At 71.4% G+C, this 15,771-nt stretch carries 14 protein-coding genes; 8 read left to right on the top strand and 6 right to left on the bottom strand.

What is annotated here, in order from left to right; translation table 11 throughout:
* Positions 1-151: 151 nt before the first annotated feature.
* Positions 152-955, bottom strand: a complete 804-nt coding sequence (locus ACWF9Z_RS12925; protein WP_453601052.1) for a hypothetical protein — start codon at positions 953-955, stop codon at positions 152-154.
* A gap of 167 nt (positions 956-1,122) precedes the next feature.
* Between ACWF9Z_RS12925 and ACWF9Z_RS12920 the strand changes: the two genes are divergently transcribed.
* The 6 genes from ACWF9Z_RS12920 (at position 1,123) to cseC (ending at position 6,383) form a co-directional block, all read left to right on the top strand.
* Complete coding sequence (locus ACWF9Z_RS12920; protein ID WP_453601050.1) at positions 1,123-1,731, top strand: phosphatase PAP2 family protein; 609 nt, start codon at positions 1,123-1,125, stop codon at positions 1,729-1,731.
* Between the two features lie 29 nt (positions 1,732-1,760).
* Entirely contained in the window at positions 1,761-2,723 is a 963-nt protein-coding gene (locus ACWF9Z_RS12915) for an A/G-specific adenine glycosylase (protein ID WP_453601047.1), read from the top strand.
* Positions 2,724-2,892: 169 nt separating this feature from the next.
* A complete protein-coding gene (locus tag ACWF9Z_RS12910; RefSeq protein WP_453601045.1) occupies positions 2,893-3,465 on the top strand; it encodes a SigE family RNA polymerase sigma factor in 573 nt (190 codons plus the stop codon).
* A gap of 83 nt (positions 3,466-3,548) precedes the next feature.
* Positions 3,549-4,199 (top strand): hypothetical protein, encoded by a 651-nt coding sequence (locus ACWF9Z_RS12905; RefSeq protein ID WP_453601042.1) that lies wholly within the window; start codon positions 3,549-3,551, stop codon positions 4,197-4,199.
* Between the two features lie 108 nt (positions 4,200-4,307).
* Positions 4,308-5,012, top strand: coding sequence for a two-component system response regulator CseB (gene cseB / locus ACWF9Z_RS12900; RefSeq protein WP_453601039.1), 705 nt, complete (start codon positions 4,308-4,310; stop codon positions 5,010-5,012).
* Positions 5,013-5,072: 60 nt separating this feature from the next.
* The gene (cseC, locus tag ACWF9Z_RS12895; RefSeq protein WP_453601037.1) at positions 5,073-6,383 is read left to right on the top strand and encodes a two-component system sensor histidine kinase CseC; all 1,311 of its coding nucleotides are present in this window, start codon (positions 5,073-5,075) and stop codon (positions 6,381-6,383) included.
* A gap of 57 nt (positions 6,384-6,440) precedes the next feature.
* Here the strand turns inward: cseC and ACWF9Z_RS12890 are convergent, their stop codons facing one another.
* Entirely contained in the window at positions 6,441-7,046 is a 606-nt protein-coding gene (locus tag ACWF9Z_RS12890; protein ID WP_453601034.1) for a M23 family metallopeptidase, read from the bottom strand.
* A gap of 388 nt (positions 7,047-7,434) precedes the next feature.
* Between ACWF9Z_RS12890 and ACWF9Z_RS12885 the strand changes: the two genes are divergently transcribed.
* Positions 7,435-10,440, top strand: a complete 3,006-nt coding sequence (locus ACWF9Z_RS12885) for an NACHT domain-containing protein (RefSeq protein ID WP_453601032.1) — start codon at positions 7,435-7,437, stop codon at positions 10,438-10,440.
* 93 nt (positions 10,441-10,533) lie between these two features.
* Here the strand turns inward: ACWF9Z_RS12885 and ACWF9Z_RS12880 are convergent, their stop codons facing one another.
* Positions 10,534-13,059 carry an ATP-dependent Clp protease ATP-binding subunit gene (locus ACWF9Z_RS12880; protein ID WP_356656557.1) on the bottom strand — a complete coding sequence of 842 codons (2,526 nt, stop codon included), beginning with the start codon at positions 13,057-13,059 and terminating at the stop codon, positions 10,534-10,536.
* Between the two features lie 475 nt (positions 13,060-13,534).
* Here ACWF9Z_RS12880 and ACWF9Z_RS12875 point away from each other — a divergent pair, with 475 nt between their 5' ends.
* Positions 13,535-14,137, top strand: coding sequence for an SCO3374 family protein (locus ACWF9Z_RS12875; protein ID WP_453601029.1), 603 nt, complete (start codon positions 13,535-13,537; stop codon positions 14,135-14,137).
* Here ACWF9Z_RS12875 and ACWF9Z_RS12870 read toward each other — a convergent pair.
* From ACWF9Z_RS12870 to ACWF9Z_RS12860, 3 genes are all read right to left on the bottom strand, one after another.
* A complete protein-coding gene (locus tag ACWF9Z_RS12870) occupies positions 14,116-14,457 on the bottom strand; it encodes a histone-like nucleoid-structuring protein Lsr2 (RefSeq protein WP_453601026.1) in 342 nt (113 codons plus the stop codon). The two genes, ACWF9Z_RS12875 and ACWF9Z_RS12870, sit on opposite strands and share 22 nt — an antisense overlap.
* Before the next feature lie 165 nt (positions 14,458-14,622).
* On the bottom strand, positions 14,623-15,153 hold the full coding sequence (locus tag ACWF9Z_RS12865) for an amino-acid N-acetyltransferase (protein WP_453601023.1): 531 nt from the start codon (positions 15,151-15,153) through the stop codon (positions 14,623-14,625).
* Positions 15,154-15,162: 9 nt separating this feature from the next.
* Positions 15,163-15,639: a BlaI/MecI/CopY family transcriptional regulator gene (locus tag ACWF9Z_RS12860; protein ID WP_453601021.1), complete on the bottom strand. Its 477-nt coding sequence runs from the start codon at positions 15,637-15,639 to the stop codon at positions 15,163-15,165.
* Between the last annotated feature and the right edge of the window lie 132 nt (positions 15,640-15,771).

Genomic DNA, 15,771 nt, shown 5'->3' with positions numbered 1-15,771 from the left:
GGGGCGCGCGGCGGGCCCGGCGGCGGGGGGCGTCCTCCTCTTCGAGTCCCCCTCTCCCGCGCCCCGCCCCCGGCGGCGGCCCCGCCCCCCGCCCCCCCCGGCCCCCGTCCTGCTGCGGTCTCCCGCCTCGGTCCTGCTGCGGTCCCCCGCCTCAGTCCTGCTTGAGGACGAACGAGGTCCGGGCCACCGCCATGCCCGGGGACTTGACCTCGACCACGTACGTGTCCGGCGTCGCCGCGCCGGGCGGCGGCGACTGGCACTGGGCCGCCGCGCTGAAGTGGCGGTCCCATTCGAGCGATTGCTTCGTCTCGCCCTGCGAGGGCACCCGGAAGAACATGCTGCCGGCGCCCGTCGGGCAGTCCGCCGAGGACCAGACCGGCTTCGCGTTGCTCGCCTGAGTGATGGTCAGCACCGCCTGCTTCGGGCCGAGATCGACCTTGCAGGTGGTTCCGGAGACGTTGCGCGCGACGAGTTCGAGGCGGGGCTTCTCGTTCGCCTCGTACTCGTTCTTCACGCTCTTGACCTCCCACTGCAGCGCGCTGGGCGCGCAGGTGGGCACCGGCGAGTCCGCCGGGACGACCTGGTTCTGGCCGGAGGTGCCCGCGCCGCCGTCCGCCGAGCCCGGTGCGGAGCCCGGCTCGCCGTTCTTGCCCGAGCCCGCGCCGCCGGAGCCCGCGCCGGCGGCGGCGCCCGTGCCGCCGCCGCTGCCCGACTCGCCGCGGCCGCCCGGGGCCTGACTGATCGCCGGGCCGGAGCCCGACGGTCCGGGGGTGATCTGGGTGACGGGATCGGAGCCGCCCTGGCCCTTGCCGTCCGTCCCCGGCTTCCCCCCGCCGGAACTGACGGTCCATACGGCGAGGAGCGCGAGGAGCGCGGCAACGGACGCCAGCACGGCCCTCCGTCGCCAGTAGATGGAGGAGGGGAGCGGCCCGACCGGATTGCGCAGAGATCCCACGGAGGGAACTTTACGAGAGTTCAGGGCGCGATCCGTGCCCACATGCCGCGCACTCGGCTTGTTTTGCCGATGATCATCCTGCGGAGTGACCCGGGGCCACCCGGTGAGGTCCGGAACGGTCCGGAATTGATGAGGCCATTATTCCGCTTTGAGTACTGTCGGTCACCATGGACAGCTCTGGCCTCTATCTCGACATCACCGATTTCGCCCGCTCCGCCCCCGGCTGGGTGCAATCGGCCTTCGAGCTCTGGACGGAGTACGGCCTGTTCGCCTTCGGCGCCCTCTTCATCGCCGTGTGGTGGCGCTCCCGGACGCGGCACGACCCCCGCGCGGTCGCCCTCGCGGTGCTCGCCCCCCTGGCCACCGCCGTCGCGTACGTCGCCTCGGCGCTGGTGAAGTCCAGCGTGCACGAGGAGCGCCCCTGCCGGGCCGTGGCCGGGGCGGCGGACTCGCTGCTCACCTGCCCGGCCTCCGGCGACTGGTCCTTCCCCAGCAACCACGCCACGATCGCCGGCGCCGCCGCCCTCGCACTGGCCCTGGCCGTACGCCGGCTCGTCCTGCTCACCGTGCCGCTCGCGCTGCTGATGGCCTTCTCCCGCGTGTTCGTCGGCGTCCACTACCCCCACGACGTGGCGCTCGGTCTGCTGCTGGGCTCGAGCCTCGCCGTGCTCACCGTCCTCGCGCTGACCGGTCCCACGGCCAGGATCATCACCGCCCTGCGGGCGAGCGGGGTCCGCGCCGCCGTCCTGATCACCGGCCCGGACCCGGCGCGGTAGGGGCGAAACGTGCCAGGATGCCGTCTGTCATGACTGCATCCCCGGCATACCCCGCGACGTCCACGCAGCCCGCGCCGCCCACGGCGGCCCCGGCGGCCCCGGCCGCGCTGCACTCTCCCGTGATCGCCTGGTTCGAGGCGCACGCCCGGGACCTGCCCTGGCGGCGTCCCGAGGCCGGCCCCTGGTCCGTGATGGTCAGCGAGTTCATGCTCCAGCAGACCCCCGTCAACCGGGTCCTGCCGGTGTACGAGCAGTGGGTCGCCCGCTGGCCCCGCCCGGCCGACCTGGCCGCCGAGGCCCCCGGCGAGGCCGTACGGGCGTGGGGGCGGCTCGGTTATCCGCGCCGGGCCCTGCGCCTGCACGGCGCGGCCGTCGCGATAACGGAGCGGCACGGGGGCGACGTACCGCGCGAGCACGCGCAGCTGCTGGCGCTGCCCGGGATCGGCGAGTACACGGCGGCGGCCGTGGCCTCCTTCGCGTACGGGCAGCGGCACGCCGTCCTCGACACCAACGTGCGCCGGGTCTTCGCGCGCGCCGCGACCGGGGTCGAGTACCCGCCGAACGCCACGACGGCCGCCGAGCGGCGCCTGGCGCGGGCCCTGCTGCCCGAGGACGAGGACACCGCGGCCCGCTGGGCGGCGGCCTCGATGGAGCTCGGCGCGCTGATCTGCACGGCCAAGAGCCCCGACTGCGGGCGCTGCCCGGTGTCCGGGCTGTGCGCGTGGCGGCTCGCCGGGAAGCCCGCGCACGAGGGGCCGCCGAGGCGCGGGCAGACGTACGCCGGGACGGACCGTCAGGTGCGCGGCAAACTCCTCGCGGTGCTGCGCGAGGCGGTCGGCGCGGTGCCGCTGTCCCTCCTGGACACCGTCTGGGACGAGCCCGTGCAGCGGGCCCGCGCGCTGGACGGGCTGGTCTCGGACGGGCTCGTGGAGCCGCTGGCCGGTCAGATGTACCGGCTTCCCGCGGGGCTCCCCACGACCCCTCAGGACTGACGGGAGGATTCCGCTTAGCCCGGCGAAACCCGCAGCTCACGGGCTTCGTTACACAATCTATGGGTGTCCGTGCGCCCACCGAAGGCTGACCCGCACAGGCCCGTGACAACGCCTCCGTACCGTCTGATCCGTAAGGCAGCGGATGAGCGGCAGCGGAGGCGGTCTAGAGATGGCGCACGGCGAGGTACTCGCGTTCGAGGAGTACGTACGCACCCGGCAGGACGCGCTGCTGCGCAGTGCCCGTCGCCTGGTTCCGGACCCGACCGACGCACAGGACCTCCTGCAGACCGCCCTCTTCCGTACCTACGGCCGCTGGGACGGGATCGCCGACAAGTCCCTCGCCGACGCCTACCTGCGCCGCGTCATGATCAACACCCGTACCGAGTGGTGGCGCGCCCGCAAGCTCGAAGAGGTCCCCACCGAGCAGCTCCCCGACGCCTCGGTCGAGGACGGCACCGACCAGCGCGCCGACCGCGCCCTGCTGATGGACATCCTCAAGGTGCTCGCGCCCAAGCAGCGCAGTGTGGTCGTCCTGCGACACTGGGAGCAGATGAGCACCGAGGAGACGGCCGCGGCGCTCGGCATGTCGGCGGGAACCGTGAAGAGCACCCTGCACCGCGCACTGGCCCGTCTCCGGCAGGAGCTGGAGAGCCGGGACCTGGACATGCGCGCGCTGGAGCGTGGTGACCACCGCGGCGACCACATGATCCGGTACGAGGGGCGTGAGCGGTGCGCGGCCTGAACGGCCCACAGCTGAACGGTCGGACACCGAACGCCCGGGAACCGGGCGAAGGGCGTCTGGCGGGCAAGAGCTCGGTGGTACTCATGTCGGCGGGGACGGTCGTCCTCGCCGGCACTGTGCTGTTCGCGGCCGGCTGCTCCACCGGGGGCACCGGCCTGCGGGACGGCGGCCCGGCGCGCACCGAGTCGGTGGCCAAGACCGGCGTCCCCTCCGGCGAAGCCGAGGGGACGGCCGCCGCGCCCTTCGCCCCGCGGGCCTCCGGGACGCCGGGGGGCAAGAAGATCGACCCGGTCGCGCTGATCAAGGCGGATCCGAAGGTCAGCGCCGAGGTCAAGCGGGAGCTGAAGCCCTGCACGGGCAAGGAGTACCCGGTCGACGTCAGCTACGGGAAGGTCACCGGCGGACCGGCGGTCGACATCGTGGTCAACGTCCTGTCCTGCGCCGACGCCCTGGGCCGCGGCTCGTACGTGTACCGGGCGGACGACGGGAAGTACGAGAATGTCTTCTCGGACGAGCAGCCGCCCGTCTACGCGGAGATCGACCGGGGCGACCTGGTCGTCACCAAGTCCGTCTACGGGAAGAGCGACGCGCTCGCCTATCCCTCGGGCGAGGACACGATCACGTACCGCTGGAACGGGGAGAAGTTCACCGAGCAGGACCGGGTGCACACCGACTACAGCAACGTGGTCGACGGCGGGGCGGCCCCCGCGCCGGCCGTCAGCCCGAAGGGCTGAGCACCGCGCGGCGAGCGGCGAACACTGAGCACTGAGCACTGAGCACTGAGCACTGAGCACTGAGCACTGAGAAAAGTACCGAGTACCGAGGCGAGGCGAGGCTCCCGAATGGCCGAGACGCATGTCCTGTTCGTGGAGGACGACGACGTCATCCGCGAGGCCACGACCCTGGCGCTGGAGCGTGACGGCTTCGTGGTCACCGCCATGCCCGACGGACTGTCCGGCCTGGAGTCCTTCCGGGCCGACCGCCCCGACATCGCGCTGCTCGACGTGATGGTGCCCGGCATGGACGGCGTGAGCCTGTGCCGCCGCATCCGCGACGAGTCCACCGTCCCCGTGATCATGCTCTCGGCGCGCGCCGACTCCATCGACGTGGTCCTGGGTCTGGAGGCCGGAGCCGACGACTACGTCACCAAGCCCTTCGACGGCTCGGTCCTCGTCGCCCGGATCCGCGCGGTCCTGCGCCGCTTCGGCCACGCCGGCGGCCCGCAGGGCGGCGGGGCCGACGAGGACGACGACGCCGAGCACGGGGTCCTGGTCTTCGGCGACCTGGAGGTCGACACGGAGGGCATGGAGGTGCGCAAGGCCGGTGCCTCGGTGGCGCTGACCCCCACCGAGATGCGGCTCCTGCTGGAGTTCTCCACGTCCCCCGGCACGGTGCTCTCGCGCGACCGGCTGCTGGAGCGGGTCTGGGACTACGACTGGGGCGGCGACACCCGCGTCGTGGACGTCCACGTGCAGAGGCTGCGCACCAAGATCGGCCAGGACCGGATCGAGACGGTCCGGGGCTTCGGATACAAGCTGAAGGCCTGAGGGCCCTGACCAGAATGAAGCCGGGGAGAATCGGGGGATGAACACGGGGATGAAGCGGGAATGAGACGGTTCACCCTCCGGACCGGGATCCGCTGGAAGATCACGCTCGCCATCGCGTCCGTGGGCGCGCTCACCGCCATCGCACTGAGCCTGGTGGTGCACAGCGCTGCCCGCGTGTCGATGCTGGAGAGCGCCCGCGAGGTGCAGCTGGACCGGGTGCAGTTCATCTCCCGCAGCGCCGACGCCAACCGCAAGCCCTCGATGGGAGCCAAGCTCAACGACCCCGAACTGCCCGCGGGTCTGCGGGAGAAGGCCCGGTCCGGGCGGCGCGGCACCTATGTGCAGGAGAGCCCGCGCGCACTGCCCGAGGTGTGGGCCGCCGTACCGCTCGGCAACGGGCAGGTGCTCTCGCTCCACTCCCCGTTCCGGGAGAGCGCCAACATGCTCCGGGACCTGGACCGGGCCCTGGTCGTCGGCTCGCTCGCCGTGGTGATCGGCGGTTCGGCGCTCGGCGTGCTCATCGGCGGCCAGATCTCGCGCCGGCTGCGCAAGGCCGCGGCCGCCGCGCAGCGGGTGGCGCACGGGGATCCCGAGGTTCGGGTGCGGGACGCCGTCGGGGGCGTCGTACGCGACGAGACCGACGACCTGGCGCGGGCCGTCGACGCGATGGCCGACGCGCTCCAGCAGCGGCTGGAGGCCGAGCGGCGGGTGACCGCCGACATCGCGCACGAACTGCGCACCCCGGTGACGGGCCTGCTCACGGCGGCGGAACTGCTGCCTCCGGGCCGGCCGACCGAGCTCGTACGGGACCGCGCGCAGGCACTGCGGGCGCTGGTCGAGGACGTGCTGGAGGTGGCCCGGCTGGACAGCGCGTCCGAGCGGGCGGAACTTCAGGACGTGGCGTTGGGCGAGTTCGTGGGGCGCCGGGTCCACTCCCTGATGCCGGAGGCGAGCGTACGGATCGTCGCGGACGAGATCGTCAGCACCGATCCGCGCCGCCTGGAGCGGATCCTCGGGAACCTGCTGGCGAACGCCTCGCGGTACGGGCGGGCGCCGGTCCAGGTCGACGTCGAGGGCCGGGTCGTACGGGTGCGGGACCACGGGCCGGGCTTCCCGGAAGCGCTGCTGCGCGAGGGGCCGAGCCGGTTCCGGACCGGGTCGACGGACCGCGCCGGGGTGGGCCACGGGCTGGGGCTCACCATCGCGGAGGGGCAGGCGCGGGTGCTGGGCGCCCGGCTGACGTTCCGCAACGTGGCGGCGCCGGGCGGCTTCGCCCGCGAGGGCGCGGCGGCGGGCGCGGTGGCGGTGCTGTGGCTCCCGGAGCACGCGCCGACGTCGACGGGGAGCTTCCCCGTCGTGCCGAAGGCGTAGGTCCGGTCGGACCGACGCCTTGGGCACGGGGACTTCGCGGGCGGGCGGGCCGTCCGGTCAGACGGTGACGCCGAACTTCTGCAGGAAGGCGACCGGGTTGACGGCCGAGCCGTAGTTCGGGGTGGTGCGGATCTCGAAGTGGAGGTGCGGGCCGCTCGAGTTGCCGGTGTTGCCGGACAGGGCGATCTTCTGGCCCTTGGCGACCTTCTGGCCGGGCTTGACCTGGATCTTCGAGAGGTGCGCGTACTGCGAGTACGTGTTGTTCGCGTGCTTGATCACGATGGCGTTGCCGTAGGCCGGGCCGTCGCCGCCGCCGTTCGGGCCGGCCTTGACGACGACGCCCGCCGAGGCGGCGTCGACCCGGGTGCCGACGGGGACGGCGAAGTCCTGGCCGGAGTGCTTGTGCGACCACATGGTGCCGCCCTTGCCGAAGGTCGCGGAGAGCGTGTAGCTCGAGACGGGCTTCTCCCAGGCCGTGGCCGCCGGCTTCGCGGCGCCCGCCGCGGCCTGGGCGGACACGAGCCCGGCGGTGCCGGCCAGGGCGGTCGGGGTCTCGGCGGCGAAGGCGGCGGTCGTCCCCGCCCCGAGGGCCAGAGTCGCACCGAGAGCGGTGGCGCCGATGGCGATACGGGTACGACGGGTGCTGACGCGCTTCGCGGACATGAAAGAGACCTCCGGGGCCGGGGACAAGGGCGTGTGTTTCGCTGCTTCGCTGCTTCGGTACTGCGGTGTTCCGGTGCTTCGGGCAAGAAAGGACCCGGCACGCTCAGGGGTGCCGGGCTCGCTTGCTCATCCTTGGTAACCCGGCCCCCCCGGCTTCCCCAAACGTCCGTTTTACTACCGGAGGTCGTAGGAGGACCGGGTGCTGTCCGACCTGTTGACCGCCTGATTACTGAGGTGAGGGTGGGGCAAATCGGACACAAAACCCTACGAATACTCCTAGTAGGTCCGATTTGCCCTGTGCGGCTTGTCACCGGCGCGGGACCTCCGCGGCCACCGCGTGGGGCCAAAGCCCTGCGACCGCCTCCGCCCGGAGCTACGCTCACGCCTCGTGGACGCATCCGTGGTGGGGATCCGGCTGGCCTCGGGGGTCGTGACCCCGCTCGTGAAGAAACTCCTCCGGGGGGAGGGACCGGGCGCCGGCCTCGCGGACCGGCCCGTGCGCATCTCCTCCTACGTCGGCCTGCGCGAGCAGCGGGTCCTGACCCGGGACGACCTGCGCGAGCTGGCCGGCACGCTCGTCGCACGGGCCCTGCGGGCCCCCGGGGAGCAGCCGCTCCCGCCCGGCGAGGAGGCGGGCGTCGCGACCGCCCTGGCCGTCACCCTCCACGCGCTGGGGGACCTCTCCATGGAGGACGCGCAGGCCGTCGAGATGGGCCCGCGCGCCTTCGCCGCGGCCCTGCGCGCGGCCGCGCCCCCGACGGGCCTGGGACGGGACGCGGAGCTCTTCCACGACCGGCTGCTGGAGCTCACCTGCCTCCACATCCTGCACTTCTTCACCACCCGCTCCACCTTCATCCCGCACGCGCTGGTCGAGCAGGCCCGCCGCCAGGCCGAACTGATCGCCAAGGTCGACGCCCTGCTCGCCCGGATCACCCGCGAGGACGGCCGGGACGCGGCCTTCGAGACCCGGTACCTGCAGTACCTCGTCAAACGGCACGGCAGCCTGACGATCTTCGGGATGGACCTGCCCCCGGGGGCGGCGCGCTGGCCGCTGGACACGGCGTACGTGACCCTGGAGGCGGCCTCCCACCCCCACCACACCGGCGGCGGCGCCTTCCGCCCGGACGCCTGGAGCGGCGGCACGGGCGGGGCGCCCGGGAGCTGCCCCGACCCCGCGGCCACCACGGACCGGTTACTGGTCAACCGGTCACGCGTCCTGCTGCGCGGCGAGGCCGGCTCCGGGAAGACCACGCTGATCCAGTGGCTGGCCGTCTCCACCGCCCGGGCGGCGGCCGAGGGCGGCCCCGTCCCCTTCGTCCTGCCGCTGCGAACCCTGACCCGCTACGGGGAACGGCTTCCCGCCCCGGAGGACTTCCTGGTCGCCACGGCACTGAAGGGGCAGGCGCCGGACGGGTGGGAGAGCCGGGTCCTGAACGAGGGGCGCGGCCTGATCCTGGTGGACGGCATCGACGAGATACCGGAGACCGAGCGGGCCCGCGCCCGCGACTGGCTCTGCGACCTGCTCACCGCCTACCCCGGCAACCGCTGGCTGGTGACGTCCCGCCCCTCCGCGGTCCGCCCGGACTGGCTCGGCGCCGAGGAGTTCACCGAGCTGACGCTCGCCCCCATGAACCGGGCCGACGTGGCGGGCTTCGTCACCCGCTGGCACCGGGCGACCGGGGCCGGCGAGGAACTCCGCGACCAGCTGCTGGAATCCCTGCACGCCAAGGGGGAACTGGCCCGGCTCGCCACGAACCCCCTGCTCTGCGGACTGATCTGCGCCCTGCACCGCGAGCGCCGGGGCTTCCTGCCGTCGGGGCGCAAGGAGCTCTACTCGGCTGCCCTGTCGATGCTGCTGCACCGCCGCGACCGGGAGCGGGAGCTGCGCCTGCCCGAGCTCGCCGAAGAGCCCCAGCTCCAGCTGCTCCAGCGGCTCGCGTACTGGCTGATCCGCAACGGCCGCACCGCGATGGGCCGGGACCGGGCCGCTTCCCTGATCGCCGACGCGCTGCCCGCCGTACCGGCCGCCGCGCGGGCCCTCGGCGAGGCCCCGGCCGTGCTCACGTACTTCCTGGAGCGCAGCGGCCTCCTGAGGGCCCCCACCGCGGACACCGTCGAGTTCGTCCACCGCACCTTCCAGGACTTCCTGGGCGCCCGGGCGGCCCTGGACGAGGGCAGCCTCGGTGAACTGACCCGGCACGCGGACGACGACCAGTGGGAGGACGTCATCCGCATGGCGGTCGCCCAGGGCCGCCCCCTCGAACGCGCGGCGATCATCGGCGACCTGCTGGTCCGCAACTCCGACCGGGCGGTCCTGCTGGCCTTCGCGTCCCTGGAGTACGCGGCCGAGCTGGAACCGCGGCTCCGCGCGGACGTCCGCAGGGCGGCCCGCCGGCTCATACCGCCGAAGGACGAGGAGGCCGCGCGCGCCCTGGGCCGGATCGGCCCGCTGGTCCTGGACCTGCTGCCGCACGGCGAGGAGGCCCGCGGCGACGACGCCCACCTGTCGGTGATCGCGGCCCTGGAGACGGGTTCCGAGGCCGTCGGCTACCTCGCCCGCTACGCCCGCCACCCGGACGAGCGGATCCACGAGCGGCTGACCCGTTCATGGGGGCTGTTCGACTCCCGCCAGTACGCCGCCGAGGTGCTCGCGCGCATGGAGCCCCCGCCCCGCTACCTGTCCGTCGAATCCGATGCCATGCTCGACGCGCTGACGGGCTTCACCGGCCCGCCCGGCCTGTTGGTCCGGCACGAGGTGACCCGGGGCGCCCTGACGCGCTTCCTGGCCCGCCAGCCGGTGTCGGGGCTGACGCTGTGGAGCTTCCCGGGCGGAACCGACGCGGAATTCCTGCGCGGACACAGCACACTGCGGCGCCTCACCGTCAACCACTGGTCCGAGCTGGCGAGTCTGGAACCGCTCCACGGGCTGCCCCTGGAGGACGTGTCCCTCTACCTGGGCAGCACCCTCCCCCTCGGCCCGGCGATCGCGTCCTGGACCCGGCTGCGCCGGCTCAGTCTGTTCGCGAGGGCGGGCCAGTGGTCCTTCCACGACGCCTCCCGGGCGACGCACCTGGAGGAGATCGAGGTGACCGAGGCGGACGGGGACCTGGCCGGTCTGGGCCGGCTCGGGAGCCTGCGGCGGCTGTGGCTCGGCTACGGCTGGCGCCCGGGCGGAAAGGCCGCCTGGGCGGAGCTCTCCGCCCTGAAGAACCTGCGGGAGATCGCCGTCTCCCCCGGGGTGCTGGCCGGCCTCGCCGAGTTCGCGGAGCTGCCCTCGCTGCGGACCGTGATGTTCTACGACGACGACGAACCGTGGGAGGACGGGATCGAGGAGCGGCTGCGGCGCCGCTTCCCCGAGGCCGAGCTCGACATGGTGCCGCAGGCCTACGGCTGACGGCCGCGGCCCCGGGGGCCGCGCAAAAGGGGCGGCCCCGGAACCTTGAGGTTCCGGGGCCGCCCCTTCGTACAGCGTCCTGGCGAGCAGCGCTTACGCGCCCTTCGACAGGTCCGGGCCGGAGCCCGTGGCCTCGATCGGGGGAAGGTCCGAGATCGGGGTCTTCTCCTCGCCGCGGAAGGTGAACTTGGCTTCCTCGCCCTCACCCTCCTTGCCGACGACCACGATGTGACCGGGACGCAGCTCGCCGAAGAGGATCTTCTCCGACAGGACGTCCTCGATCTCCCGCTGGATCGTGCGACGCAGCGGGCGGGCACCCATGATCGGGTCGTAGCCGCGCTTGGCCAGCAGTGCCTTGGCCTCGGCGCTGAGCTCGATGCCCATGTCGCGGTCCTTCAGGCGGTCGTCGACCTTGGCGATCATCAGGTCGACGATCTGGACGATGTCTTCCTCGGTGAGCTGGTGGAAGACGACCGTGTCGTCGACGCGGTTGAGGAACTCGGGCCGGAAGTGCTGCTTGAGCTCTTCGTTGACCTTCGCCTTCATCCGGTCGTATCCGGTCTTGGTGTCTCCCACGGCGGCGAAGCCGAGGTTGAAGCCCTTCGAGATGTCCCGCGTACCCAGGTTGGTCGTCATGATGATGACCGTGTTCTTGAAGTCCACGACCCGGCCCTGGGAGTCGGTCAGACGACCGTCTTCCAGGATCTGGAGAAGGGAATTGAAGATATCCGGGTGCGCCTTCTCGACCTCGTCGAAGAGGACGACGGAGAACGGCTTCCGGCGGACCTTCTCGGTCAGCTGGCCGCCCTCTTCGTAGCCCACGTAGCCGGGGGGCGAACCGAAGAGACGGGAAACCGTGTGCTTCTCGCTGAACTCCGACATGTCGAGGGAGATCAGCGCGTCCTCGTCGCCGAAGAGGAATTCGGCGAGCGTCTTGGAGAGCTCGGTCTTACCGACACCGGACGGGCCGGCGAAGATGAACGAGCCACCGGGACGCTTCGGGTCCTTCAGACCCGCACGGGTACGGCGGATGGCCTGGGAGAGCGCCTTGATGGCGTCCTTCTGGCCGATGACGCGACGGTGGAGCTCGTCCTCCATGCGCAGGAGTCGCGAGGACTCCTCCTCGGTCAGCTTGAACACCGGAATGCCGGTCGCGGTCGCCAGGACTTCGGCGATGAGCTCGCCGTCGACCTCGGCGACGACGTCCATGTCGCCGGCCTTCCATTCCTTCTCGCGCTTGGCCTTCGCCGCCAGCAGCTGCTTCTCCGAATCACGGAGGGAAGCCGCCTTCTCGAAGTCCTGGGAGTCGATGGCCGACTCCTTGTCGCGACGCACGTTCGCGATCTTCTCGTCGAACTCGCGGAGGTCCGGCGGCGCGGTCATCCGGCGGATGCGCATCCGGGAGCCGGCCTCGTCGATCAGGTCGATCGCCTTGTCCGGGAGGAAGCGGTCCGAGATGTACCGGTCGGCCAGGGTGGCCGCCTGCACGAGGGCCTCGTCCGTGATGGAGACGCGGTGGTGGGCCTCGTAGCGGTCGCGCAGGCCCTTGAGGATCTCGATGGTGTGCTGGAGGGAAGGCTCCGCCACCTGGATCGGCTGGAAACGGCGCTCGAGAGCGGCGTCCTTCTCAAGGTGCTTGCGGTACTCGTCGAGCGTCGTGGCACCGATGGTCTGGAGCTCACCACGGGCCAGCATGGGCTTCAGGATGCTGGCGGCGTCGATCGCGCCCTCGGCGGCGCCCGCACCCACGAGGGTGTGGAGCTCGTCGATGAACAGGATGATGTCGCCGCGGGTGCGGATCTCCTTGAGCACCTTCTTGAGGCGCTCCTCGAAGTCACCGCGGTAGCGGGAACCGGCGACCAGGGCACCCAGGTCGAGGGTGTAGAGGTGCTTGTCCTTGAGGGTCTCGGGCACCTCGCCCTTGACGATCGCCTGGGCCAGGCCCTCGACGACGGCGGTCTTGCCGACGCCGGGCTCGCCGATGAGGACCGGGTTGTTCTTGGTCCGGCGGGACAGCACCTGCATGACCCGCTCGATCTCCTTCTCGCGCCCGATGACCGGGTCGAGCTTGGATTCGCGAGCGGCCTGGGTGAGGTTGCGGCCGAACTGGTCCAGGACGAGCGAGGTCGAGGGGGTTCCCTCGGCCGGGCCGCCGGCGGCCGCCGACTCCTTGCCGCCTCCGGAGTAGCCGGAGAGCAGCTGGATGACCTGCTGCCTGACTCGGTTGAGATCGGCGCCCAGCTTCACGAGGACCTGGGCTGCGACGCCCTCGCCCTCGCGAATGAGGCCGAGCAGGATGTGCTCGGTGCCGATGTAGTTGTGGCCGAGCTGGAGGGCCTCTCGGAGCGAAAGCTCCAGGACCTTCTTCGCCCGCGGGGTGAAGGGGATGTGGCCGGAAGGGGCCTGCTGCCCCTGTCCGATGATCTCCTCAACCTGCTGGCGAACAGCCTCGAGCGAAATCCCGAGGCTCTCCAGGGCCTTAGCGGCGACACCCTCACCCTCGTGGATCAAGCCCAGGAGGATGTGCTCGGTGCCGATGTAGTTGTGGTTGAGCATCCGGGCTTCTTCCTGAGCCAGGACGACAACCCGCCGCGCGCGGTCGGTGAACCTCTCGAACATCGTTTATCGCTCCTCAGAGCGGTCGGGCAGTTCGGGGTCGGTCCCCGCCCTGTCCTTCCGCATGCTAGTCCCGCGGGGCGGGACAGCTCATTCCAACTGCCGACATCCGTCCGCGGCTCACCCTCACGTCCGTGGGAAAACCCGGCTGTAAGTGCCGACAACTGCTCCAACCCGATGGTGCGAGACGATGTTCCCGCAGGCCAGGCAGATACCCGTCACACGTGTACGCCGATGGCGAACGGAAGCCCGTCACAGGCACCGCAAAACAGCGTGTCGCCCCCATCCACTAGGAATGTCTTACCCGCGTGGAGCGACAGTTCACGTCGGTGGACGACGGATCCCTCCGCTACGGGCGAACAGACCTCCGTCCCGAATGTGGGACTCCGCCCCGACGGATGTTTACGTTCCGCATTGACTCGAGTGCGGTGCGTCACATCGCGCGTAACCCCGGGACGTTTCCGGAGTTGCTCCGGTCATGGCTCCCACCGCGCCGCCCCTCACCGTCCCGCTCCCCCGCGCCCCGTTCGAAAGCGATTCCGATCCGGCGTCCTGGTACGAACGCGTGCTCGGCTGGACCGTGGCCGGAGGGCCGCCCGCCCAGCTGGTGACCGGGATCCGGTTCGACGTGCTGGAGCTGCCGGCCGACGCCGGGGCCGCCGTGCTGCGCCGGCCCGTGGTCACGGGGCCGGTGGCGGTCATGGGCCGCCGGATGCGGTTCCTGGTGGCCCCGGGGGCCGCCGACGAGCTGGAGGGGCTGCTCGACTGGCTGGAGTGGGGCGGGGTCGCCCTGGATCTCGCCGCCCTGGGTACGGGTGGCCGGATCACGGCTCCGGTGCCCCCCGGACATCCGGTGGGCACGGAGGGAAGCCCTCGGGGGGCCGCCGTGTGGCTGCGGCCCCCCGAGCAGGGGTGTGAGGCACTACTGCCCGCCCTGCCCGCTCCCGGGCAGGGCTCCGGGCCCGCGCGCGGGCCCGATCTCGTACGCCTGGTCGCGGCGGCGGCGACGGAATGCCACCGGGCGCGGCTCGGGCGGACCGTCCGGACGGGCCGGACCGATCAGGCCGTGGCCTTCTCGTAGGCGTCGCGGATCTCGGCGGGAACGCGGCCGCGGTCATTCACGCTGTAGCCGTGCGACTTGGCCCAGGCGCGAATAACGGCGGTGTCCGGGTTACCCGCCGAAGTGGCGGCGCGACCCTTGGTACGGCCGGCCGCGGCGCCGCGGCCACCGGTGCGGCGACCGCCCTTGGTGTACGGGTCGAGCAGGCCGCGGAGCTTTTCAGCGTTGGCGGTGGTGAGGTCGATCTCGTAGGTCTTGCCATCCAGAGCGAACGTCACCGTCTCGTCCGCCTCGCCGCCGTCGAGGTCGTCGACAAGAAGGACCTGAACCTTCTGTGCCACCGGGATTTCCTTTCATCGAAAAGCAGTACGCGGAAAGGAAACCGCTTTTGCCTGGAAAACACAAACCCCCCGTGAGAGGTTCGGCTCCGCAACGAGGCGGGAAACGTACGCGATTCGGACATAGGCCACACGTACGGGGACCCGGGGAAAATCCCGCTTGATCGGTCAGAGGTGCAGAAGCATCCGGCTGTTGCCCAAGGTGTTCGGCTTCACTCGTTCGAGACCGAGGAACTCGGCGACGCCCTCGTCATAGGAACGCAGCAGCTCCATGTAGACATCCGTCTCGACGGGGGTCTCGCCGATCTCCACGAAGCCGTGCTTCGCGAAGAAGTCCACTTCGAAGGTCAGGCAGAATACTCGGCTCACACCGAGCCGACGGGCTGTCTGCAACAACTTGTCCAGCACGAGATGACCGACTCCGACGCCCTTCAACTCGCGGTCGACGGCGAGAGTGCGGACTTCGGCCAGGTCTTCCCACATCACGTGAAGTGCGCCGCAGCCCACCACTTGACCGTCTTCGCCGCGTTCCGCGACCCAGAACTCCTGGATGTCTTCGTAAAGGACGACCGGCGCTTTGTCCAGGAGGATGCGCTGCTGCACGTACTGGTCGAGCAGGCGGCGCAGCGCGGGAACATCACCGGTGCGCGCTCGGCGGATCGTCACGGTTTTTGCATGTGCAGCGGAAAACTCACCCATGCCCGGACGTTATCGCCCCGGCTCCTCGCCCCGCCCGCCGGAGTCGCCTTCGGCGGCGGGATCCGCGGGATCCACGGGCGCGGCGGGCGGGGGCGCGGGATCCGTAGCGGGATCCGCCGCGGGTTCCGCCGGCTGAACGATGCGGATGGCGTCCCGGAGGGCCTCCCGCTGTTCGGCCGACATCATGCCGAAGAAGGCCACCAGGGCGGCGGCGGGGTTGTCACTCGTGGACCAGGCCTCGTTCATCAGTGCGGCCGAGTAGGCGGCGCGGGTGGAGACCGCCGTATATCGATACGCGCGGCCTTCCGCTTCCCGGCGGACCCAGCCCTTCTGATGAAGATTGTCCATAACGGTCATGACCGTGGTGTACGCGATGGACCGTTCCTGCTGCAGGTCTTCCAGGACTTCGCGAACGGTGACCGGGCGGTTCCACTGCCACACCCGCGTCATGACTGCGTCTTCGAGTTCTCCCAAGGGGCGAGGCACATCAGCACGATAGTGCGGCATGTCGGGAATTGCCCGGCTATTCGGGCGGCAACGCGCGACAAAATCCGGGTGCGCCGCATGACGACGCGGGGCGTACGGCCCGGAGGCCGTACGCCCCGCGCGTGCGTCAGG

Source organism: Streptomyces sp. NPDC054961, from assembly GCF_053609145.1.
The sequence above is the reverse complement of the archived record's forward strand: the minus strand, read 5'-3'. Positions and strand labels throughout refer to the sequence as shown.